Source organism: Streptomyces sp. NBC_00466, from assembly GCF_041433995.1.
GTDB lineage: Bacteria > Actinomycetota > Actinomycetes > Streptomycetales > Streptomycetaceae > Streptomyces.
On record NZ_CP107896.1, the window covers coordinates 389,950 to 410,682 of the forward strand.

Consider the following 20,733-nt stretch of genomic DNA (forward strand, 5'->3'; position numbering starts at 1 on the left):
TCACGCTCTCATATCTCACAATCTCTCACGACCACGCGGTATGTCGTCCCCGGACCCATGCAGCCCACCCCACACTGTGGCAGCTGCACGAAGATCCTCCACGCCCGGCTTGACGTACCACCTCTTGGTGGTCAGGACGTTCGCGTGTCCCGCCCACCGAGCCAATAGGTGGTCCGGCACCCCCATGTTGGCTAGGTATGTGAAGCAGGACGCCCGAGCGTCGTACAGGCGCACCTGACGTAGCCCCAGAAGCGCCATGATCCGGTATGCCCGCCGACGGAGTTGCTTGATGTTACGAACCTCCCCCACCTCGTCCACCAGGACGTAGCCGGAATCAAGGTAATCCGGCCCGAGGGCCAGCTTTTCCTTGGCCTGGAGAGACTTGAACGACCGGAGCGCGTCCCAAACCGGGACTGGCAAGGGAAGCTCCCGCTCTCCAGCCATCGACTTTGTATCTTTCTCCACCACCGTCTTGTTCCCCATCATCGTGCGGGTATTAGCGATGCTGATAGTTCCGGACTCCAAGTCGATATCCTCCCAACGGAGTCCACAAATTTCTGCCGGGCGAAGACCCATGAGAGAAAGCAGGAGCGGGGCGTAGAGCCTATCCACCCTGATCCCCTGCACGAATGCATGGACCTCTGCGACGCTCCAAGGCTTCAGTTCCTCCTTGGTTTTCCGCTCTTCTTTTCGCGCCCGACGCGGAATTGTAAGATGCTGAGCCACGTTCGTAGGCACCAGTCGCTTAGTCACTGCGCGATTCAAACACTCTTTAAGCCGCGCTAGACTCATGTCCACAGTCGTAACTCCAAGCGGAGTCCCAGCTTTTCCTCCACGGATACGACCGTATTTTAGGGCCCATTTCATCCACTCCTCCACATCCTCTTCAGTAAGTTCCTGAAGCAGGATCCCCCCGAGCTTTCCCCGGACTCGATTCAGGGTGATTCGGTAGTTATATATAGTGGTTTCTTCGAGGTCTTCTGCTTTCTTTCCCAGCCATTGATCAATCCAATTATTGACCGTCAGCCGATTAGGCGGAACGAACACACCCGAGCCCTGTTCGCTTTCTATTCTAAATAGTTCCGCCTTGGCTTCTCGGAGCGTGGCTCGAGTAACCGTTAGCTGCTTACGCTTACCGTCCCCTCCCCGCCCGATGTCGAGAACAAATCGATACCTCACTTTTCCCGACGAAAGCGTAATTTTCTTGATATCGGTCAATTACTCTACCCTTCCTAGCCAGCCCCGTTCAGGAATGGACGCATAGTCAGAGGCATCATTGTGTTACATCCACAACGAGCGCCAATTCAATACCCGCCGCACGCCGGCTCGCTCTGAAGAGACGCACGACTGGCTCTACCGCCACGTGCAGCCCCATCCCGTTGCCCCCATGGTGGTCACGATCGCCGGTTTGGCCAACCGGCGATCGTGGTCTATGTTGCGGGTCGCATCAGCAAAAGAAGCTTGCCTCCGCACCGGCATCGCTCAGGAAAGCCAACCGGTATGAGCGCAAGGCTGGCGCCGTCCGTGACTAGCACCAGCAGACCGTCATCAACGCGACGGTTCAGATTTCGAAGCACGACACGCTCTGGAGCCCCAATGGCACGGGCCACGCCCCCCATCGAAGCATAGGGGTGCGCCGCAACGTGTGCGAGGACGGCCCGGTCGCGGCGATAGCCGCGATGCAGTAGGTCCTCGCCGAACAGCCCGGCCGCGCAGACGCAAACACACAGCCCAATGGACACGACGCCGTAGTCGCTGGCTGCCCGACCGGACCAAGCGCTCAGTGCGCGAGCGCAAAGAGGACGGGTGGAGTGAAGCGGGCAGATCGGATTGCGGATTCAGACAGACGGGCCTCCAAAGTAGGAGCTACGCCAGCGGGCCAACACGCGCGGAGCGTCATTCCGAGCGGTTTCGGAAACCTGATCGCAGCCGAGCAGTAGCACCGTCTGACCTGGTGTTCTGCGGGACCGTTGTACGTTGACATAGTCCTGGCACAGCTATCCAGTCTTTCGGTGTTCTTTCTTGTCTGCCGTAGGCGAATGCCTCGCTGTCGCAGTCGCAAGCGTCACGGCACAGAACGGGAGCGAGGCTTAACCTGCGCGTTTCACTAGGGCTTTGGTCCGGATCATGAGCGGTAACACGAAAGTGCCTTCCGAGCTGGAACGATGAACCTTGTCGAGGGGTTCTGTCGGTCCAGGCGGAAGGCACTTTCTGCGTGAAGGGTATCGGTTCTCGTCCCAAGCTCCTTGTTTCCGCTGATGGTTCGGGGGTGGTCGGTCATGCCGGGGCCCGGTTGCTGGCGGATCTTGCCGATGCCACCGGGCTGACCGCCGCGTACTCCGTCGCTCTCAAGCCGCTTCGGCCGCGCGGGACCGGGCATGATCCAGGTCGGATAGCCGCGGATCTGGCGGTGATGCTCGCCGATGGCGGCGAGGCCATTACGGATCTGGCCGTGCTGCGGGACCAGGCCGAGGTGTTCGGCTCGGTTGCCTCCACCCCCCACGGCCTGGCGGCTGCTTGCCGACACCGACGAGGCCGCGCTCGCCTCGATGCGAGCGGCCCGCGCTTCAGCCCGGGAAGTCACCTGGATGCAGGCCGCCGAGACCGGCGAGGGCATACCCGCGGTGACGGTCGCAGGGCGTGAACTTCCCGGCCTGGTCCTGGACCTCGACGCCACGCTGATCACCTGCCACTCGGAGAAGGAGCAGGCCGCACCCACCTATAACTGATCGTTTCAGAATGAGGTTCTGAGTCGTCTCAAGCAGATGATGCTGCAGGCGAGTTGGAGGAGTCCCAGGTGGAGGTCGGCGCGTATCTCGTAGCGGATGCGGAGCCGTTTGAACTGGTGGAGCCAGGCAAAGGTCCGCTCGACAACCCACCGGGTCTTGCCCAGGCCGGAACCATGCGGGGCTCCACGGCGGGCGATCTTGGGTGTGATGCCGCGAGCTCGGATGAGACGGCGGTACTTGTCGTAGTCGTAGCCGCGGTCGGCGAACAGCCGCCGGGGCCGGTGCCGTGGCCGGCCGCGCAGACCACGGATACGGGGCATCGCGTCCAGCAGGGGCATGAGCTGAGTGACGTCGTGACGGTTTCCGCTGGTCAGAGAGACAGCGAGCGGAGTTCCGTTCCGGTCGACGATGAGGTGGTGCTTGCTGCCCGGCCGCGCTCGGTCAACCGGCGAAGGTCCGGTGTGAGCCCCCTTTGAGGGCCCTGACGTGCGAGGCATCGATCGCCGCGTCGTCCATCTCCAGCAGTCCCTCTCTACGAAGTTCTGCCAGCAGGACTTCGTGCAGGCGGGGCCACACTCCGGCCTCGGTCCAGTCCCGCAGACGACGCCAGGCCGTCACCCCACTGCACCCGACCAGCTCAGCGGGGACGTCTCGCCAGCTCACACTCTTGCGCAGCACGTAAACGATCCCACGCAGAGCAGCACGGTCATCGGCAGGCAACCGCCCCGGGTAGCGGTGCCGACGCGGCGCACGAACCGGCAGCAGCGGAGACACACGTTCCCACAGGTCATCAGACACAAGATCAGCAGACACCCAACAGATCCTGCCGACACATCACCCAACTGCCAAGGGACACATGAAACTTCATTCTGAAACGATCAGTAAGAGATGATCTGTCTCCTTTACGGTGACGACTGAGGAAGGAAGTTGCCCCCAAAGGGCCCGTTCGTGAAGGAGCGCAAGGTCTCCCCTGAGAGATTCCGCTCCCGGTAGATGAGCCCCGGCCGCCAGGAGGGAAGGGCCCACAACTGGGCCTCCCCCTGGCGCCGCGTCAGGCCCTTCGCTCTGCCCTGACGCAAGAGGTGCGTTTCCCGGTGGGTCCGTGTGTGCCACGTAGCCTCTCCCGATGACGGGCGCTCATCACATGTTCGAGAATCCCCCCGCACTGCGTCACGACGTCGTTGCCGAGGCAGTCGAAGGAGCACTCCACAACAGCATGCTGGAAGCCCACGCCGCGGTCGCGCTGGTCGGCGCTGCGATGAACGACAACGATCGCGCTTTCATCGAGCACTGCTGCATCGAAGTGGGAACAAGGGCGGCTGCTGGCAGCCAACTGCTTGGGCTTGTCGGCCTGTGCCTGGGACACGCAGCCCCCAGGTTCGGGCACCTCAGCGATCGAGCAATTCTGCTGGCTGAAACCCTGGCCACCCGGGCAGAGCTGGACCCATTGGACGTTGACGGGCGAGCTCTCGACGGACTCGACGACATCCGGTCCTACCTGCGCTGCGACGAAGGCGAGTAGAGCGGTAGGGCTCCGGAGCGCAATGGCTTCGAGACCCTCGCTCAGCGGACCGATCCTTACTGCTGGTTTCAGAGTTGATGCTGACGGGGCGAGGCGTTATGGGCAGGAGTGGGGAGGTTGGGTAATGGAATTGGAATGTTGTTGTCTGACTAAAGGGGACGCCGAAGGGGTGACCGACGGCGTTATGGTCGGCAGCCTCGCGTAGTTTTCGAAACTACGAGGGCGGGCGGAAGAATTTCCGCCCGCCCTCAAGGCGATTGTCTCTACGTACTCATGGCTCGCTGACACTCTTGCAGGGCGAAGGACCCGAAGTTTCCTCCGACCTTCTCCATGCTGTCACGGTCTGGAAGTCCGGGATTCCAGGCGAACACCGGGTACTCGCCGTCCTGGTCTCCCTGTGAGGTGTCGAGAACAACATATGCCCATACGTCGTCGACCATGACGACCATCAGGTCGGCTGGCAGACCGACTTGACGACGAGCCTCTAGGGTTTGCTCGACCGTCCCCAAAAGGGAATCCCCTCCGGCAGGCGACTTGTAGACGCCAAAGAATTCCTTTCCCGCGATTTCCCAGGTGCCGAATTCTTCGAGGAGGCGCCGGTAGGACGGAGGGAACACGAGACCCATCTCACGCTCCGCAGAGTCCAGTATCTCGAGGTCGCAACCGTCGGCATGGTTCGCGCTGTCCTCGTTGTTACGCACCAGCGCGATCGTCTGTTCGCTTGCCTCGACGGCTCTCGTCATTGGCTGAATCCCTTCGCCCTGTCTTTCCAATACAGCTTCTTCCACTTGTCGAACTCTGGGCGGTCGATTCCGCTCGGAATCTTGCTGCCTGACTTCCAGTGGAGCTGATGGTAATTCTCGTCGAGATGCATCTTCTTTGTCACCTCGGCCATGGGCCCGTCCTGGGTCTGAAGCATGTGGTGGAGGTTCAGAGGATTGTCGTCTGGGCCCATTGGCGCCAAGCCCTGCTGCATCCGCTTGAGATTCGTACGAGTATAGGGGTCCTTGGGTGATACGTAGTCAGGGCGTATCAGATCGTCCCGCTGGTACACGCGCTGCCCCTCGAAATCGGCCAGCTTCCAGAACTTGCAGGGCGGTCCAGCAACCGTCGCTGCTGCTCTTGCGAAACCCAGCGCGTCGACGGCCTGGCAGGCAGCTTGGATGTCCTCCTCGTACGCCGACAGAGTGCGCTCAATGTTGGCTAGCGTTGCGGGGTTCACTCCGTCAAGGGCTTTGAGTGCCTGGTAGGCGTCCTTAACTCCGATCCCGGTACGCAGCGAAGCATCAATGGCCTTAATGGCATCCACGATGGCCTTGGTGGCCTTGCCCCCGAAAACGGCGGATCCGATATCGAAAGCCGCCCAGGCGCATGCCCCCCAGCTACCGCCCGCACCACCCGGTGCGATCTTCTGACCACACTTGATGAAGTCTTCGAGAAGGATCTTCACCGGGTCGATGCCCTGATTAAATTCGAGCATTGAGATGGTATGGGTGACCGTCTTGCTCTGCTCTTCGAGCGATTGGGTACCGAGGAACAGGGTCTCCTGCTCGGGGCATCCAGATTGCGTGGCGGGCATATCCAGCGCCGTGCAAAGGTAGATGTCGATCACAGGACGAAATGTGATTTTCGCGGTGATCGTGCAGTCCCCGGTGTGAATGATCGGGTTGCAGTTGTCCTTCTTCACCTCCTCCGGTTCGCCAACCAGTTCCGTACGGGGGACGTAAAACAGGTTCCCGATGCCGGTGGTGGCGCCGTTCGCGATCTGGTCGTTGTTGTCTTTCGCCTCGGTGCGTGTCGCTGCTTCCTGGGCGTCCTTGGCATATTTGTCGGCGTCTTTCGCGGCCTGTTCGGCTTCGGTCGCTGCGGTGTCGGCGCGGTCGGCTGCTGCGCGTGCGTCCGTCGCGTCCTGCTCGGCTTGGGTGGCCGCGGTGCGGGCGGCTTCGGCGTCGAGTGCTGCTTGGTCGGCGGAGTCGCGGGCGTCTTTGGCGTAGCCCTCGGCCCGGACTGCTGCCGCGTCGGCTGCGGTTGCGTCGGCGGTGGCCTGGTTGTCGTACGTGATGGTGCGGGCCAGTGACGCGGTCGCCTTGGACGCGGCGGTGGCGGCGTCGGCTGCGTAGCCGAGGGCGTCCTTGGCGTAGGTGCGGGCGTCGGCCGCGTAGCCGGCGGCGTTGGCGGCGGACTGGTAGGCGGCCTTCGCGTCACCTGTGGCCTGGTCGGCGAGGGCCTTGGCGGCGGCTGCTTCCTCCTGTGCGTTCTTGGCGTGGGCGTCGGCGACGGCCTTCTGCTGCTCAGCGATCGTCTTGGATGCCTGACCGGTCAGCACGACGAGACCTGCGGCCGAGTCCGTGGTGACGTAGGGCGAGCCGAGCTGGATGGCGTCGTTCGCCGGGTTGGCGACCTGTGCAGCCGCGTTGCCCGCGTCCTCAGCGGCCTGTGCGGTGACATGGGCGAAGCCCGCGGCTTTCGCCGATGCGGCCAGGGCGTTGCTGGCTTCCTTACTTGCCGCGTCCGCCTGGGTCTTGGCGGTCTTGGCCTGTGCTTCGGCTTCGTCCGCGAGCTTGACAGCTGTCCTGGCCTCGGATGCGGCGTGCTTGGATGCTTCGATCGCGTCCGCTGCGGCGCTGGTCGCGGTCTTTACTGCGGCATCGGCCTTCAGCTTCGCCGCCTGTGCTCCGTCCGCGTCTGAGCGGGCGCGTTTGGCGGCTGCCTCGGCGCGAGTGGCCGCGGCGTCCGCGTCTGCTGCTGCCTGTGTCGCGGCATCCGCCTCGGAGCGAGCCTTCGTAGCGGCGGCCTCGGCGTCCGATGCGTGCTGGTCCGCCGCATCGGCCGCGGTCCTGGCGTCGGTCGCGGCATCACCCGCGTCGAGGGAGTCGGCGTAGGCGTCCTTCGCGTCCGCCTTGGCGCGCGCTGCGTTCGCCTTCTCTTCGGCGTCCCATGCGTCGTCCCGCTTCGCCTTCGCGGCGTTGCTGGCCTTGACCGCCGCGTCCCGCTTCTCGCTCGCGGTGGCTTCGGAGGCTTCTGCCTTGTCCTTGGCGTCCTTCGCCTTGGTCGCCTCACCCTCCGCGTTCTTCTTGTGCTCCGCGGCCTCGGCCTGTTTCGCGGCGGCGGTCTCCTTCTCCGCCTTGGCCGTCTTCTCCTCGGCCTCGGCGGCGAGCCGCTTCGCGTGCGCCTGCGCGGCCGCCGTCTTGGCATCGCTCTCGGCCTTCAGAGATTCGGCGAGCTTGGCCTCGGCCTCCTCCTTGTCCTTCTTCGCGTTGTCCCGGTGGACCTTCGCCGCGTCGGCTGCGGCCTTCGCCTGCAACTCGGCGCTGTGCGCTGCTTCCTTGCGGAACTCCGTCTTCACCTGCGCCGCCTGGGCCAGCGCACGCTGCGCGATGGTCTCGCTGTCCCCACCCGATGCGCGGGTGGCGGCCTCGGCGGTCTCGCCGGCCTTCACCATCGCGTCCAGAGCGGCAGACGCCCCCTGGGTGACCTGCGCCTTCTGCTCTCCGACCAGCAGCCCACGACCCCGGGGCGCGCCGTTCTTGTCCGCGATGGAGTACGCGGCGTTCTCGGCGGTGTCCGAGGCAGTGGTGGCCGTCGTCGCTGCCGTGGCCTGGGCCTTGAGGGCGGCGAGTTGCGTCTTGGCGGCCGCCTGGGCGTCGATGACGCCCTTCTTCGCCTGGTCGAACTGGGCCTTGGGCGGGACCGTCCCGGTATGTCCGGACGGCTTGATGTCGAACTGCTGGGCCGCGGTGTTGTTGCACGTGTACAGCTGCGAGTTGAGACCGTCGGTGAACGTGTGCAGGTCAAGGCACTTGCCGGTCCCGACGTTCTTCAGGCTCGTGGTGGCGTGGAGGTTGTACTCCCAGGTCTGCGCCGGGTTTTCGTGGCAGCCCCAGATCTGGATCTGTGTACCGTTGACCGCGGCGTTGCCGTTCACGTCGAGGCACTTGTTGGAGTTCACGTTCTGCAGGTGAAGACCCACATCGTCGCCGTAGACCCGCCACGCCTGCGCCGCGGAACCGTTGCACGTATACACCTGGACCGGGGTGCCATCGGTCTTCGCGGCACTCTGTACGTCCAGGCACTTGTTGTTCGCGGCGTGGACTTCGATCACCCCGGGCGCGTCACCGACCCATCCGGCGCCGCCCGGCGACCAGTAGTCCTGCCAGCGGGCAAGATGGTCAGCGATCCAGGACTGGCCCAGCAACTCGCCCAGCGCCTTCGCCCCAGTGGCGAGAGCCTTCGTGGCAGTGGTGTTCGCGTCCAGGATCTGGTTGCGCTGAACCTGTTGCGAGGCGACTTCCTGCTGCCACTCTGTGGCGGCGGTTGCGGTGATGCTGCTGAGGACCTGGTCCGGGTCGATTGGATCTCGCCACGCGCACCCGGCGAACCGGGCCTTGAGGTCCTCGACGGCGATCCGGTACTCCGCGCTTCCCGGCTGCGGAGCCGCGTGCGGGAAGCCCCCGGACCCAAGGAAGATACGGGCGTCGTCCGCGCCCGCGTTCCCTCCCTGCCCTTCGTGCATCCACTCGAAGGCATCGTGTTCGGCAACCGCACGGTTCCACTCGTCCGACGTCAGGCCGGCGGGATCCGGGTCCTTGCCGTAGAGAGGGGCGCCCACGGCGTCAACGGCCTTGAGCGTTTTCGCATCAGCCGCCGGGGTGGAGTCCTGGTAGAAGTCGCTCTCGTCTTTCCAGAAGCGGTCGGCGACCCACTGGTTCAGACCCGTCTGACCGTAGAAGTCGTCCTTCCCGTCGCCGGGCGATCCCGGAGGCCACTGGAAGTCGGTGTCCGTGAAGCCGGCCGGCGACGTCAGGCCCGAGAGCGGCTTTTGCCACGCGGCGGGCCGGGCCCCGAGGGCATCCAGTTCCTTGCCCGCCGCATCACGGTCCGCCGTGTAAGCGGTGGCGAGCGGGGTCTTCTGCCAGTACTGCCGGTCAGCCAGCACACGAAGCTGATCTGGCGTCAGGTTGAGACCGCCCTGCGCGGTCCTGGCCATCGACGGACCGCCCAGACGCAGTACATCGCCCACCAGACACTGGTCCTGCCGCAACTTCTCAGCAGCCGTGTCCGTGTACCAGTCGTACGAGTCGCCAACTGGTTCGGCACCCCGCCCGAGATCCAGCAAGTCCGGGCGAACAGTCAGGCCGCACAACACAGCCAGAGCCAGCACACCCGTCATGACAGACGTGACCCATCTGGATCTTCGCCGTCCGGGTACCAGGAATTCGGATATGGGTCGCAACAGAGCATCCTTCGATAGGTGAAGGGCCCACCGAAGGGAAGCAGAACAGCGGATCATAACTGTTGCGCGGCACTCCCCCCGGTGTGCCGGTCAGGACAGCGCCACCAGCAGAACAAAGATCAAGATCCCCGGCTGAGGCGCGGCATGCACCATAGACATGAGCCAACAGGTCGTCACAAGAGGTGACACCAAGCCCACGCGAACACGCCACCCGCACAGACACCAGCCTCAGCACAGGCAACTCCCGTGCTCAACCTGCAAATTATCCGTGATGGAGCTGTGAAGAGATCGCGTGACTCGACCCCCAAACCAGAGCAAAATTGGCTCAAAGTCACCGCCTAGCGTGTCGGATCAGTACGCCCGCCGGGCCGAGGACATGGCGAGGCGGTCACCGCTGAGCTGGGCGCCCCTCTGGCACTCTCCCGCAGCCTGCACGTCCCCTCAGGCCAGTCCCAGTTTCACCATGCAGCGCGGGCTCTGCGCCACCTAGCTCCAACGCCGTTCAGTTACTGATCGTTTCAGAATGAGGTTCTGAGTCGTCTCAAGCAGATGATGCTGCAGGCGAGTTGGAGGAGTCCCAGGTGGAGGTCGGCGCGTATCTCGTAGCGGATGCGGAGCCGTTTGAACTGGTGGAGCCAGGCAAAGGTCCGCTCGACAACCCACCGGGTCTTGCCCAGGCCGGAACCATGCGGGGCTCCACGGCGGGCGATCTTGGGTGTGATGCCGCGAGCTCGGATGAGACGGCGGTACTTGTCGTAGTCGTAGCCGCGGTCGGCGAACAGCCGCCGGGGCCGGTGCCGTGGCCGGCCGCGCAGACCACGGATACGGGGCATCGCGTCCAGCAGGGGCATGAGCTGAGTGACGTCGTGACGGTTTCCGCTGGTCAGAGAGACAGCGAGCGGAGTTCCGTTCCGGTCGACGACGAGGTGGTGCTTGCTGCCCGGCCGCGCTCGGTCAACCGGCGAAGGTCCGGTGTGAGCCCCCCTTTGAGGGCCCTGACGTGCGAGGCATCGATCGCCGCGTCGTCCATCTCCAGCAGTCCCTCTCCACGAAGTTCTGCCAGCAGGACTTCGTGCAGGCGGGGCCACACTCCGGCCTCGGTCCAGTCCCGCAGACGACGCCAGGCCGTCACCCCACTGCACCCGACCAACCCAGCGGGGACGTCTCGCCAGCTCACACTCTTGCGCAGCACGTAAACGATCCCACGCAGAGCAGCACGGTCATCGGCAGGCAACCGCCCCGGGTAGCGGTGCCGACGCGGCGCACGAACCGGCAGCAGCGGAGACACACGTTCCCACAGGTCATCAGACACAAGATCAGCAGACACCCAACAGATCCTGCCGACACATCACCCAACTGCCAAGGGACACATGAAACTTCATTCTGAAACGATCAGTTAAGCGGCCATCTCCTCTCGGGTCCGGTCCAGGGCCAGTTCGGCTTCGCCCCGTACGTCGGGCAGGCGAAGGCCTGCCGTTCGGAAAACCCGCTGGAGCTGATGCGGCAGTCCGGGCGCGGGGCGCCACCCGGTGGGTGGCACCCCGCGGGTCTTCAGCCGACGTTGAGGGTCAGGGCTGCGGTGTGGAGCGTGCCGCCGGTCTGGAACTGCAGGAAGAGCCGCCAGTTCCCCGCTGTCGGCAGTTCCGCGTTGAAGGACAGTTCCGGTCCGCCATGGTCGCCGTTGACCTTGGTGGTCGGGTGCAGGTGCGCGAAGGCGGTGTCGCCCTCGTGGAAGGCGGTGAGGTGGGCGTAGGTGTCGAGGTAGGGCTGGAGATCGGTGACGGGCTTGCCGTCCTTGGTGACGGTGACCGTCAGCCTGTGCGCCATGCCGGCCATCGGGTCGCCCTTGACGGTGACGGTGTAGCCGTCGGCCTCGGCGGTCTTGGCGGCGGCCGGCAGCGGGGTCTTCGTTGCCGTGCCCGGGACGGAGACGGTGCGGGACAGCACGAACGCTGTGCCCTTGCGGGCTCCGCTGTCGGGGGTGAAGGAGGCGAACATGCGCCACGAGCCGGGCGGGAGCGTGTCCAGGTCGGCTGTCCAGGTGCCGTCGGCGGCCATGGTCGGATGGATGTGCTGGAAGCCGGTCAGGTCGGAGCGGATGGCGTAGAAGTGCATCCGCTTGGTCTGGTCGACCGCGAAGCCGGTGACGGGCTTGTTGTCCGGGCCGGTGACCGTGAACCGGTAAGCGGCCTGCTTGCCGGCCGCCAGGGCCGTGTCCTTGCTGGAGAGACGGTAGCCGTCCTTGTTGTCGGACAGGCCGTCGCCTGCGGCCATGTGGTCCATGCCGGGCATGTCACTCATGGAGGGCGAGGCGTTCGCCGAGGATGACGCGGACGGCTCGGTGTTGTGGTCCATGCCGGGCATCGAGGAGGAACTGTCGTCGGAGGAGCCGCAGGCGGCCAGCGTCAGCGCGAGAGCGGCTGCGGTACCGGCTGCCGCCAGGGCACGACGGCGCACGACGGGACGGGTGGAAGCGAACATGTGGGTGTCTTTCCGGGTGGGCGCACCACGCCGGGCGGGCGCGCGGAGGTGAGCAGGGCGGTGCCGGGCCCGGAGATCCGGGTTCCGGCCAGGTCCTGTCAGGTCCGCGCGATACACACGTGGAGGAGCAGACTTCGCCCGCCTGGTGGCGGTGGGCCGCGCCGCCGGGTCCGGCCCGGGGCCAGGGTGCGGCCGGCCAGGAACAGGGACGCGAGGACCGCGACGACGGCCGGCAGAGCGGGTGTGGTCAGCGGGACCGTGTCGCGTGCGGGCGTCGAGACGCACGTCGCGCCGTCCATCGCCGCCGAGCCTGACGCCTGCTGCACACCGGGATGGGTCATGACGGGCGCCGTCCGGGACTGCGTCGCGTGGGGACCTTCGTGCATCCCGGCGGGCGCGGACATCGCGCCGTGGCAGCCCGCGGCGGCTGTGGCCGGTGCGCCGTGCATGAGGAACAGGCCGAACAGGACCGCGCACAGCGCCGGCAGCCGGGCGATACCCCGCCTGCGCGCCGGTCCGCTGCCTGCCACCACTGCTTCCCTTTCCCCACGCCATCGACCACGCCCGATGTGCCGCTGTCGCGGCTCGACCATACCCCGGACCGGTACCCGGTGGGGCCGGTCCATCAGTCCGGTACGGCCATCGCCCTATCCCTTGCGGGCGTCATCGGGCGTGGTGGGTCAGGGGGGCGCAGACCGTCGGCAACGAGGGCTGCGGAGCCGATCTTGCGGCCGGTGCGGATGCGGTAACGGGCCACCCACTCGTTGCCGATGAAGCCGGCCACCGCCGCGGCGGCGACGGCCTTTGCCTTGGAGATCGAAACACGCGCGCCCCGAGCCTCGTTGCCTATGCAGTTCCTGTACGTACTTGTGCCCTCCGGAGGTGCGATGCAACAACATGGCATTCATGTGACAGCGGTCGATGGAGTCGAACCTCGTCCTTCACTTCGTGGGCTTCCAGCGATGGCGGCGCACCGTCGGGGTGGGGGCCTACGAGTTCCCCACCCGCAGTCCGAGTACGACCGGGGTCGCTGCGGAACCGAGGTGCACCAGCCGCTCTGTCGGAGCGGGTGCCCTGAAGGCCATCAGCTACCTCTCGAACATCTCAGTGCGGCAAGTGGTCAATGGTCAACAGCAAACCCTGCCAACAAGCGGGAGCGTGAAATCCTCTGCCTGATCGGTGAGCCGGCCCGCCGCATCCGCCAAGCCGCTCCCCCACGGACCGCCCCCGCAGACAGCGGCCCGCCCGTCGACAAGACCGAGCGGCATCCGTCGGACGCCCGGTCTCATCTCGCCCCGGGCTACGAGCAGTTCGTCCGGGAACGTGTCCGCCGGGCAGAATTCCTGCCGGCGCTCGACTGGGTCGAGACCCACGGGGATTTCCAGCTCCGCAACATCCTGCGCGACGGCGCTGACGACGGATCCGTGGCGTTGATCGGCTGCGAGGGGAGCGAGCCCGGCCCCGCGGTACGAGATCCGGTCCGGCTGTCCGACGCGTGGGCCGGTCGCCCCGACCTCTACCAGGAGTTCCTGGCCGGGTACGGGCGGCACTTGACCAATGCCGAGGAGGACCGCGCCTGCTCATCGACTCGGCCCTCGACGCGGCGAGTGGGATTGCCTTCGGCGTCGCCCACGATGATCCGAGCTCGTTGAACGGGGCCGACGAAGTCCGGCCCGGCTGCGCGCCGCGCAGCAACTCGCCTTCAGGAGAGAACGCATGAATGAGATGGAACTCGCCGCTACCGGGCAGCAAGCGGTCCGCACGGCCACGCCCGCCGACGCCGAACGCAGCAGGACCTGGATGCCGCCCGAGCAGTATGCCGAAATGGTACTCAAAGCCACTGCCTGGGCATGCGTGTACTTCACCGACGAGGAAGACAGGCCACTGCAGATGCACTCCGTCTACTCCCCCGAGCACCCGTGGCAGCTGGTCGGCGGAACGATGGACCCGGGTGAGCGGCCCTGGCAGACTGCTGTTCGTGAGTGCCGTGAGGAGACCGGCATGACGCTGGCCGGCCCGCCCCGGCTGCTGGCCACCGTGTACGGCCTCCCCGGTGCCGGTTGGCCCTACAGCACGTTCGGCTGCGTCTTCGACGGCGGCCGGCTCGGCGCCGCGCAAGTTCGTGATATCGCCGTGAGCCCTGAGGAGCACGACGAGGTCCGCATCCTGCCCTTGGCCGAGTGGGAGGCGCTGATGCCGCCCAGAGACTTCATGCGCTTGCGCGCAGTGGCAGAGGCACGCCGCACCGGCACGGCCGGGTACGTCGATACCTGGGACTGGGGGAACGAGTGACCAGCAGCGTTGTGTTGATGTCCGACCGGCGGGTGGCCGCGATCCCGCTCCGGGAATGCGGCGAGGGCCTCGTCGATGTCCGAGCGCACGGCCTCCAGGCCGATGACCGTAAACAAGACGTGACCGGAGCCTTCGCCCAGGTACGGCAAGGGGTCCTCACCCGGCTCTTGCACGCGCAGTCGCTGCTGCCCACCGGTGTGCACCTCCTGTTCATCGAGGGCTATCGGCCTCCGGCTTTGCAGCGAAGGTACTTCGAGGAGTACTCCGACGAGCTGGTGCGGGCTCACCCCGGTTGGCAGGGCACCGAGATCCGCGAGGCCGCCAGCCGTTTCGTGTCGCCCCCGGAGATCGCGCCGCACTCCGCCGGCGCGGCCGTCGACCTGACGCTGATCGACCACCAAGGGCACGAACTGGACATGGGCACTCGCGTCGACGCCAGCCCGGAGGAGAGCGGCGGCGCCTGCTACACCGACGCCCCCGGCCTCAGCGACCGAGCCCGTGCACACCGGATCACCCTCGGCAACGCCCTGTCCGTAGCAGGCTTGATCAATTACGGCACCGAGTGGTGGCACTGGTCGTACGGCGACCGGTACTGGGCTCTGCAGACACAGCAGCCCGCCGCCGTCTACGGACCCACCGAAACGCCGTAGCTCCGCACCGTCTCGCCTTCACAACGAGGAGTGAACTGTGGGATACACCCGAGCCGACTGGTCCGAGCACTACAAAGACGGGCGCGGATTCCGGCCGCTGCGCGACGTGGAACGAGACCTGCTCATCCGGCACGCACCCGCCCCCGACGGCGGCCGGGCGCTGGAGGTCGGCTGCGGCACCGGCGAACTTGCCGCCCACCTCACCCAACTCGGCTACGCAGTGGATGCCCTCGACTTCGCCGAAGGCGCCCTTGCCCGAGCCCGGCAGACGCACGAGCACGTCGAAGGCGTGCGGTGGCTGTGTCTGGACATCGAGCACGACGACCTGGCCGACCTCGACGGCGAGGGTTACGACCTGGTGATCATGCGCTTGGTGTACGCCTTCCTCGGCGACCGCACCAGCGCGGTGCGCGCCCTGGCAGCTCGGCTGCGACCGGGCGGGGCGTTGGTCGTCATCACCCCGGTAGCGGCGAGCACTCCCGGGGAGCGTCGGTATATCGCCCTGGACGAGGACGAGATCGGCCTGCTGAGCGAGGGCTGGGAGCAGGTGGAGCGATGCGACGCGGAGGGGCTGGCCTTCGTGATCCTGCGTGGCCCGGGCTCGGACGAGGCTCCCTTGCGAAGCAGTCCACCCGCCGGAGTGCAGAGCAGGCCGTCCGGCACCGGCAGTCCTTGGGCCGCCGGGGCCGCCGGGGCCACGTCGTCGCGGCGGCACGCCTTCCGCCTCTTGGGGCGCCACTACGCACAGGTGGAATCGGGCCGAAAGACGATCGAGGTACGCGTCCGCACTCCCACGAAGGCGGCCGTCGAAGTCGGGGACACGGTCGTCTTCCACGACCAGGACAGCGGTCGGGAACTCGACATCATCGTGAAGCGAGTCACCCCGTACGCCTCGTTCGACGACCTGCTCAGCGCGGAGGACCCCGCCCGCATCGATCCGGACGGACCGCGCGAGGAACTGCTGACCAGCCTGCGCACCAACTTTCCGGTGGCTGAGGAGTATCTCGGCACCCTCGCCTTCGAGTTCGACCACCGCCCCGCTCAGCCCGGCCGCCCCATGCCGATGACACCCTCGCAGTACGCGCAGACCATCCCGCACCACACGGTGTACGGCTGCCTGTACGTACGTGACGAGCACGACCGGCCGGTGCAGCTGCGCTCGGTCTACGGATCCCGGCTCTGGCAGTTCCCGGGCGGCAACCTCGACGCGCAAGGAGAAGACCCACTGCAGACCGCCCGCCGCGAAACCGTGGAGGAGACCGGCCTCGAACTCGGCCTGGGCACACCGCGACTGCTCCTGACACACTTCCTGCACGCCGGCGGCCCTCGGATGCCCCTGAACAAGATGGGTCTCGTCTTCGACGGAGGCCGGCTCAGCGCGGACCAGCTCCACCGGATCCGCCTCGATCCCGCCGAGCACGACATGTGGGCCATCCACGACCTCGCCGGCTGGCGGGAGTTGATGGCGCCCCGGGCGTTCGCCCGTCTCGACGCCGTAGAACGAGCCCGGCTCGGCGAAGGCCCCGCGTACCTCATCACACACACCTGACCGCGTCGCGCCACCCCCACCGAGGAGACACCGTGACCGCCGAGGATGCTGGTAGTTCCGGCTATCACAAACTGCGGAATACCAAGGCGTTGCCGAGCTGCGGACTGGTTGCGCGGTGGCGCGCGTCAGCCCCGGGAGGACGTGGACGCGGGGTGCCAGGGTGCGTCAGCGCGCGTGGCGCGGGCGCCTGCGGCCAGACAGATTCCGTATACCGGGCGGCTGCGCGGGAGGGTGACGCAGAGCAGTCCGGTGCCGTCGACGGTGAGGTCAGCTGGGGGTATCGGGTCGGTGGGCCTTGACGGCTAACACCGTAAGCCGTACCGTGGCGCACGCAGCTAACACTGTTAGTCGCGTTGATTGATCGTCATGTGAGGGGGATGCAATGACTGCTGCCGCAGCCAGCACCCCGCGCGGCAACCACTGGCCCCGGCCCTGCCGGAGAGTACGGGCAGCGCCAGTGCTCCCCTTGAGGACGTTGGTGGTCTCCGGGGAAGAGCGCCCATCGCCAGCGACCGCACGCGCATGCTTTGCTGGGCCGAGCCCGTTCTCACCGAACCCCGCGCATCGCACCGCGGGCATGCGGCGCCCCGGGCTCTCTTCGTGCGAGGTCCCGCCAGCCGTCCAGACGGCGACTTCCGGCTCCGGATGGCTCACCCCCATCGAAGTCGGGCGAACGGTCCGCCGTGGCTGACCGCGCACAACAAATCATGTCCGCCGCCCGGGAACTGCTCGACGCCGAAGGGCCGGATGCGTTGTCGATGCGGCGCATCGCGGAGCGTGTTGGCATCCGGGCGCCCTCTTTGTACAAGCACTTTGCGGACAAGACCGCTCTCGTGGCCGGGCTCCAAGCGCAGGGGGTGACCCTCCTGGCAGAGGTTCAGGAGGCCGCCGAAGCTGAGATCGGCACCGACCCGCCCCTGCTTGTGCTCGGCTACGCCTACCGACGTCATGCGCTCGCCAGCCCGCACCTGTACCGCATCACGCACGGTTGGCCGCTCGCCCGCACCGCGCTCCCCGAAGGGCTCGAAGACCGAGCGGCGCTGCCGCTGGCCCGCGCGGTGCACGGCGACATCGATATCGCGCGTTCGTTCTGGGCATTCGCCCACGGCATGGTCGTGCTCGAACTCGACGGCCGCTTTCCACCCGGCGCGGACCTGGACGTGGCCTGGCGCACCGGCTGCGAGGCGTTCACCCAGGCAATCCGGAACAAGCCGCATGGAGGCACGGCATGACCACTCTTACCGGGGTACCCGCTCCCGGTTCCGTCGCCCGAACCGCGGGCTACGTACACGCCGCCACATGCGGAGCTGAGCTCAGAGATGTCACCTCCTCGCCAGGAGTGGCCATATGACACCCCCTGCGGTCCAGGGAGCTACCCGGAGCTCGGCCTCGGGTCCGGTCCGCGGCGCCTGGGCCCTGTTCGGCGCATTTCTGCTGTTCTGGCTCGTGTTGGAGATGGTCAACCATGGTGGCGCGACGATTCCGCTGGGAATTGCGGGCCTCTTCGCTCCTGATCTGACGCTGTTCGTCGGGCCGTCGGGGTCGCACGGGGCCGGGCAGCTCCCCCGCGGCAGGGTGCCGGGCTACAACCTCGTCCACCGGCCGGCTGTGCCTCTCCTGTGGCTCGCCGTCTGCATTGTGCTGCCCGACCCGCCTGGCACCGCCCTGTTCACCTTCGGACTCGCCTGGCTGCTGCACATTGCCCTCGACCGCACGCTCGGCTATGGACTGCGCACCGCCGACGGCTGGCAGCGCTGAGCGACGGCCGAACTACCCGTGCCGTCGGGCGTGCCACCTGAAGCCCTCCACGACCTCGACCAAGGCTCTCGATCATGGACCTCGCTTACCTTCCCAGCCCTTCGACCGGCGTCCTTCACCTCGGCCCCGTTCCTTTGAGGGCATACGCCTTCTGCATCATCCTGGGCGTATTCGCGGCAGTCTGGCTCGGCAACCGGCGCTGGGTCGCACGCGGCGGTGAGCAGGGCGTCATTGCGGACGTCACCCTCTGGGCCGTGCCCTTCGGCCTCGTCGGTGGACGGCTGTACCACGTGTTCACCAGCCCCGACGCGTACTTCGGCGAACGGGGCGAGCCCGTCCGAGCCCTGTACGTGTGGGAGGGCGGGCTCGGTATCTGGGGTGCCATCGCCCTGGGCGCGGTCGGCGCGTGGATCGGCTGCCGTCGCCACCGCATTCCCCTGCCCGCCTTCGCGGACACGGTCGCCCCGGGCATCGTCCTGGCCCAGGCGATCGGCCTGGGGCCTGGAGATCGACCGTGCTCACCGTCCGGCCGGCATGCTCGACATCGCGACGTATCACCCCACCTTCCTCTACGAATCCCTCTGGAACATCGGCGTCGCCGCACTGGTCCTCTGGGCGGCGAGACGGTTCCCGCTCGGTCACGGCAGGACCTTCGCCCTCTACGTCGCCGCCTACACGGTCGGCCGGTTCTGGACCGAGTACCTGCGCATCGACGAGGCCCACACGTTCCTCGGTGGATTGTTGTCGGCTGGCGATTTCGGCGGCGTAGGCGTTGTCCTGGCCGCCGATGCGCTTCCAGGAGTCGGCGGTGTTCTGGTGGACACCGAGCAGTCGACTGACCATGACGGCCGCGAGTTCGGAGGCCAGCTCGACGAGGGCAGTGTTGCGGGCCATGCGGGGCCGGATGCCGAGCGGATGGAGGCGGCGGACGAGCTGGCTGCGGCTGAGGTGTTGGGCCGGGAATCGGCCTGGGAGCAGCCAGCGCTCGCCTGCGGAGTCAGTGGTCATCGCCTGGGCGTGGAGCGCAGCCCGTCCAAGGTGTCATGGGTGATCGGCCCGGTTCCGGCTGCCAGGGTGCGCAGCACGCTGAGCCGGGCGGGGCGGCGGTTCAGCCAGTACAGGACGTTGGTGCCGGGCTGCCTCAGCAGGGCGTTGAAGACTGGTACGACGCCGGGGCGCATGCGTCCTCCGGGGCTGAGAATGTCTCGAAGCCGTGCGCGGGCGGCGCAGTCGGGGCAGAGGCCGTAATGGTGCAGGTGGGTGGCCGTGCCGCACTCGCTGCACGGCCGCTTGCGGGCCGGGTGGTGGCGCCAGCAGGTGGGGCACAGTTCGTCGCCGTTCGGCGTGATGCCGTGGATGCGCGGCGTCCGGCCGCACTGGGCGCAGGGGCGGTGGGTGGCGCCGCAGGAGGAGCACAGCGGCTCGCCGTCGGCCGTGCGGTAGCTGACCATGTTGTCGCGGTGGCAGCCGGCGCAGATGGCGCGGGGGCGTCGCTTGCGTGTGCACGGAACGCAGATGGGGGCGTCGGTGGAGATGTGCAGGCACGGGCGCTGTTCTCCGCAGTCGCTGCAGGTCGCGGTGGGGTATTGGTGGCAGCGCTGGCACAGGGGGCGGCCGTCTTCGCGGGCCTGGGTGTAGCGGCGTTCGCCGCACTGAGCGCAGACCTGATGGACGACTGGGTTGTGGTGCCGACAGGCGTGGCACAAGGGCAGGCCGTCGTGGGTTCGGCCCATCACCGGCCGGTCGCGTCCGCACCGGGCGCATGGCTCGGCGCGTGCGGCGGATCGGCACTCGGTGCAGCAACGGAGCCCGTCACGTGTACGCGGCAGCGGCACGTCCCGGCCGCAGTAGGGGCATGCCGGGGCCATCACATTCAGCGCGCCTCGCTCTTGGAGCGCAGCGATGAGGTGCAGGACCTTGACCGGGCCGTGGGCGCCCTGGCCGGTCAGCAGGTCGGGGCGGTCTTCCAGGGCCCACAGCAGTTTGCGCTGCCGGGCGGTCACCGGCGCAACCGCTCGAACGGCTTGGGCAACCGTCTGCGGGGCCAGGTTCGGGCAGGTCTGCTGGATGATCCGGCACAGCCCTTCCATCGGGTCGGCGCCGTCGTCTGGGGGGGGGTGAGCTCGACAGCGGGGCTGCCCGTCGCGGTCCCGGGTCAGGAACTCGTGGCGGCCACAGACAGCGCAGGGATTCGCCTTCTGCCGGCGTCGTCCCTCACAGGTGTTGCAGATGCGTGACGTGCTGTCGGGAAGCATGCCGACGAGGCGTCGCGCTTGACCGCAGGTCCCGCAGCGTGGCTGCTGTACGTGCACGGCGCCCTGTTCGCGCAGGGCTCGGATGAGCCGTTCCACGATGGTGGGCGACTCCGAACTCCCCCGCGTCAGCCACGCCATGTCCCGCTGGAGGAGCTCGGCAAGCTTCCGCCGCTGAGTGCCGCGGGGAAAGGTGCCCTTCACCACGGACCGGATCAGCTCGGGGGACATGGCCGGTTCGACGGCGGCGACCGCCTCGGCGATCAC

The 20,733-nt window shown here is 66.9% G+C and carries 16 protein-coding genes and 3 pseudogenes; 11 read left to right on the forward strand and 8 right to left on the reverse strand.

Annotation, left to right across the window (positions count from 1 at the left end; genetic code table 11):
- Positions 1-15 precede the first annotated feature (15 nt).
- Positions 16-1,218 carry a site-specific integrase gene (locus tag OG210_RS01740; RefSeq protein WP_328333113.1) on the reverse strand — a complete coding sequence of 401 codons (1,203 nt, stop codon included), beginning with the start codon at positions 1,216-1,218 and terminating at the stop codon, positions 16-18.
- A gap of 967 nt (positions 1,219-2,185) precedes the next feature.
- Here OG210_RS01740 and OG210_RS01745 point away from each other — a divergent pair.
- Positions 2,186-2,723 (forward strand): annotated as a pseudogene (locus OG210_RS01745) (transposase); the annotation flags it as partial.
- Positions 2,724-2,734: 11 nt separating this feature from the next.
- Here the strand turns inward: OG210_RS01745 and OG210_RS01750 are convergent.
- A protein-coding gene (locus OG210_RS01750; RefSeq protein ID WP_371534863.1) for an IS5 family transposase occupies positions 2,735-3,542 on the reverse strand; the annotation gives its coding sequence in 2 pieces (ribosomal slippage) (positions 2,735-3,191 and positions 3,190-3,542; 810 coding nt in all).
- 313 nt (positions 3,543-3,855) lie between these two features.
- Here OG210_RS01750 and OG210_RS01755 point away from each other — a divergent pair.
- Positions 3,856-4,251 carry a hypothetical protein gene (locus tag OG210_RS01755; RefSeq protein ID WP_328333111.1) on the forward strand — a complete coding sequence of 132 codons (396 nt, stop codon included), beginning with the start codon at positions 3,856-3,858 and terminating at the stop codon, positions 4,249-4,251.
- A gap of 263 nt (positions 4,252-4,514) precedes the next feature.
- Here the strand turns inward: OG210_RS01755 and OG210_RS01760 are convergent, their stop codons facing one another.
- The 6 genes and pseudogenes from OG210_RS01760 to OG210_RS01785 form a co-directional block, all read right to left on the reverse strand.
- On the reverse strand, positions 4,515-4,994 hold the full coding sequence (locus tag OG210_RS01760; RefSeq protein WP_328333109.1) for an SMI1/KNR4 family protein: 480 nt from the start codon (positions 4,992-4,994) through the stop codon (positions 4,515-4,517).
- A complete protein-coding gene (locus OG210_RS01765; RefSeq protein ID WP_371534864.1) occupies positions 4,991-9,271 on the reverse strand; it encodes a ricin-type beta-trefoil lectin domain protein in 4,281 nt (1,426 codons plus the stop codon). Before OG210_RS01765 ends, OG210_RS01760 begins: the two co-directional genes overlap by 4 nt.
- A gap of 731 nt (positions 9,272-10,002) precedes the next feature.
- Positions 10,003-10,811 (reverse strand): IS5 family transposase gene (locus tag OG210_RS01770; protein ID WP_371534865.1). Its coding sequence is split into 2 segments (ribosomal slippage): positions 10,003-10,472 and positions 10,472-10,811, totalling 810 coding nucleotides; the frame shifts between segments, so codons are not numbered across the junction.
- Between the two features lie 224 nt (positions 10,812-11,035).
- Positions 11,036-11,965 carry a hypothetical protein gene (locus OG210_RS01775; RefSeq protein WP_371534866.1) on the reverse strand — a complete coding sequence of 310 codons (930 nt, stop codon included), beginning with the start codon at positions 11,963-11,965 and terminating at the stop codon, positions 11,036-11,038.
- A gap of 98 nt (positions 11,966-12,063) precedes the next feature.
- Positions 12,064-12,495, reverse strand: a complete 432-nt coding sequence (locus tag OG210_RS01780) for a hypothetical protein (protein ID WP_328333101.1) — start codon at positions 12,493-12,495, stop codon at positions 12,064-12,066.
- Between the two features lie 161 nt (positions 12,496-12,656).
- A pseudogene (locus OG210_RS01785) lies at positions 12,657-12,767 on the reverse strand (cation diffusion facilitator family transporter); the annotation flags it as partial.
- 241 nt (positions 12,768-13,008) lie between these two features.
- On the opposite strand from OG210_RS01785, the gene OG210_RS01790 reads away from it, so the two are divergent.
- The 9 genes and pseudogenes from OG210_RS01790 to OG210_RS01830 all read left to right on the forward strand — a co-directional run bounded on the left by OG210_RS01790 (position 13,009) and on the right by OG210_RS01830 (position 20,451).
- Positions 13,009-13,617 carry a phosphotransferase gene (locus OG210_RS01790; RefSeq protein WP_328333099.1) on the forward strand — a complete coding sequence of 203 codons (609 nt, stop codon included), beginning with the start codon at positions 13,009-13,011 and terminating at the stop codon, positions 13,615-13,617.
- A 73-nt stretch (positions 13,618-13,690) separates the two neighbouring features.
- A complete protein-coding gene (locus OG210_RS01795; RefSeq protein ID WP_328333097.1) occupies positions 13,691-14,257 on the forward strand; it encodes an NUDIX hydrolase in 567 nt (188 codons plus the stop codon).
- A 17-nt stretch (positions 14,258-14,274) separates the two neighbouring features.
- Entirely contained in the window at positions 14,275-14,907 is a 633-nt protein-coding gene (locus tag OG210_RS01800; protein WP_328333095.1) for a M15 family metallopeptidase, read from the forward strand.
- Between the two features lie 37 nt (positions 14,908-14,944).
- A complete protein-coding gene (locus OG210_RS01805; protein WP_371534867.1) occupies positions 14,945-16,456 on the forward strand; it encodes a methyltransferase in 1,512 nt (503 codons plus the stop codon).
- A 707-nt stretch (positions 16,457-17,163) separates the two neighbouring features.
- The gene (locus OG210_RS01810) at positions 17,164-17,688 is read left to right on the forward strand and encodes a TetR/AcrR family transcriptional regulator (protein ID WP_328335665.1); all 525 of its coding nucleotides are present in this window, start codon (positions 17,164-17,166) and stop codon (positions 17,686-17,688) included.
- Between the two features lie 115 nt (positions 17,689-17,803).
- Positions 17,804-18,214, forward strand: coding sequence for a DUF4260 family protein (locus OG210_RS01815; RefSeq protein WP_328333091.1), 411 nt, complete (start codon positions 17,804-17,806; stop codon positions 18,212-18,214).
- Between the two features lie 74 nt (positions 18,215-18,288).
- Positions 18,289-18,959: pseudogene (locus OG210_RS01820) on the forward strand (prolipoprotein diacylglyceryl transferase family protein); the annotation flags it as partial.
- Between the two features lie 515 nt (positions 18,960-19,474).
- Positions 19,475-19,657 carry a hypothetical protein gene (locus tag OG210_RS01825; protein WP_328333089.1) on the forward strand — a complete coding sequence of 61 codons (183 nt, stop codon included), beginning with the start codon at positions 19,475-19,477 and terminating at the stop codon, positions 19,655-19,657.
- 146 nt (positions 19,658-19,803) lie between these two features.
- Positions 19,804-20,451 carry a hypothetical protein gene (locus OG210_RS01830; RefSeq protein ID WP_371534868.1) on the forward strand — a complete coding sequence of 216 codons (648 nt, stop codon included), beginning with the start codon at positions 19,804-19,806 and terminating at the stop codon, positions 20,449-20,451.
- The last annotated feature ends 282 nt before the right edge of the window (positions 20,452-20,733 follow it).

What these genes read in the sequence shown, in the direction of transcription:
- OG210_RS01755 (WP_328333111.1), top strand. Translation starts at nt 3,856, where the DNA reads ATGACGGGCGCTCATCACATGTTCGAGAATCCCCCCGCACTGCGTCAC.
- OG210_RS01760 (WP_328333109.1), bottom strand. Translation starts at nt 4,994, where the DNA reads ATGACGAGAGCCGTCGAGGCAAGCGAACAGACGATCGCGCTGGTGCGT.
- OG210_RS01775 (WP_371534866.1), bottom strand. Translation starts at nt 11,965, where the DNA reads ATGTTCGCTTCCACCCGTCCCGTCGTGCGCCGTCGTGCCCTGGCGGCA.
- OG210_RS01795 (WP_328333097.1), top strand. Translation starts at nt 13,691, where the DNA reads ATGGAACTCGCCGCTACCGGGCAGCAAGCGGTCCGCACGGCCACGCCC.
- OG210_RS01800 (WP_328333095.1), top strand. Translation starts at nt 14,275, where the DNA reads ATGTCCGACCGGCGGGTGGCCGCGATCCCGCTCCGGGAATGCGGCGAG.
- OG210_RS01810 (WP_328335665.1), top strand. Translation starts at nt 17,164, where the DNA reads ATGTCCGCCGCCCGGGAACTGCTCGACGCCGAAGGGCCGGATGCGTTG.
- OG210_RS01815 (WP_328333091.1), top strand. Translation starts at nt 17,804, where the DNA reads ATGACACCCCCTGCGGTCCAGGGAGCTACCCGGAGCTCGGCCTCGGGT.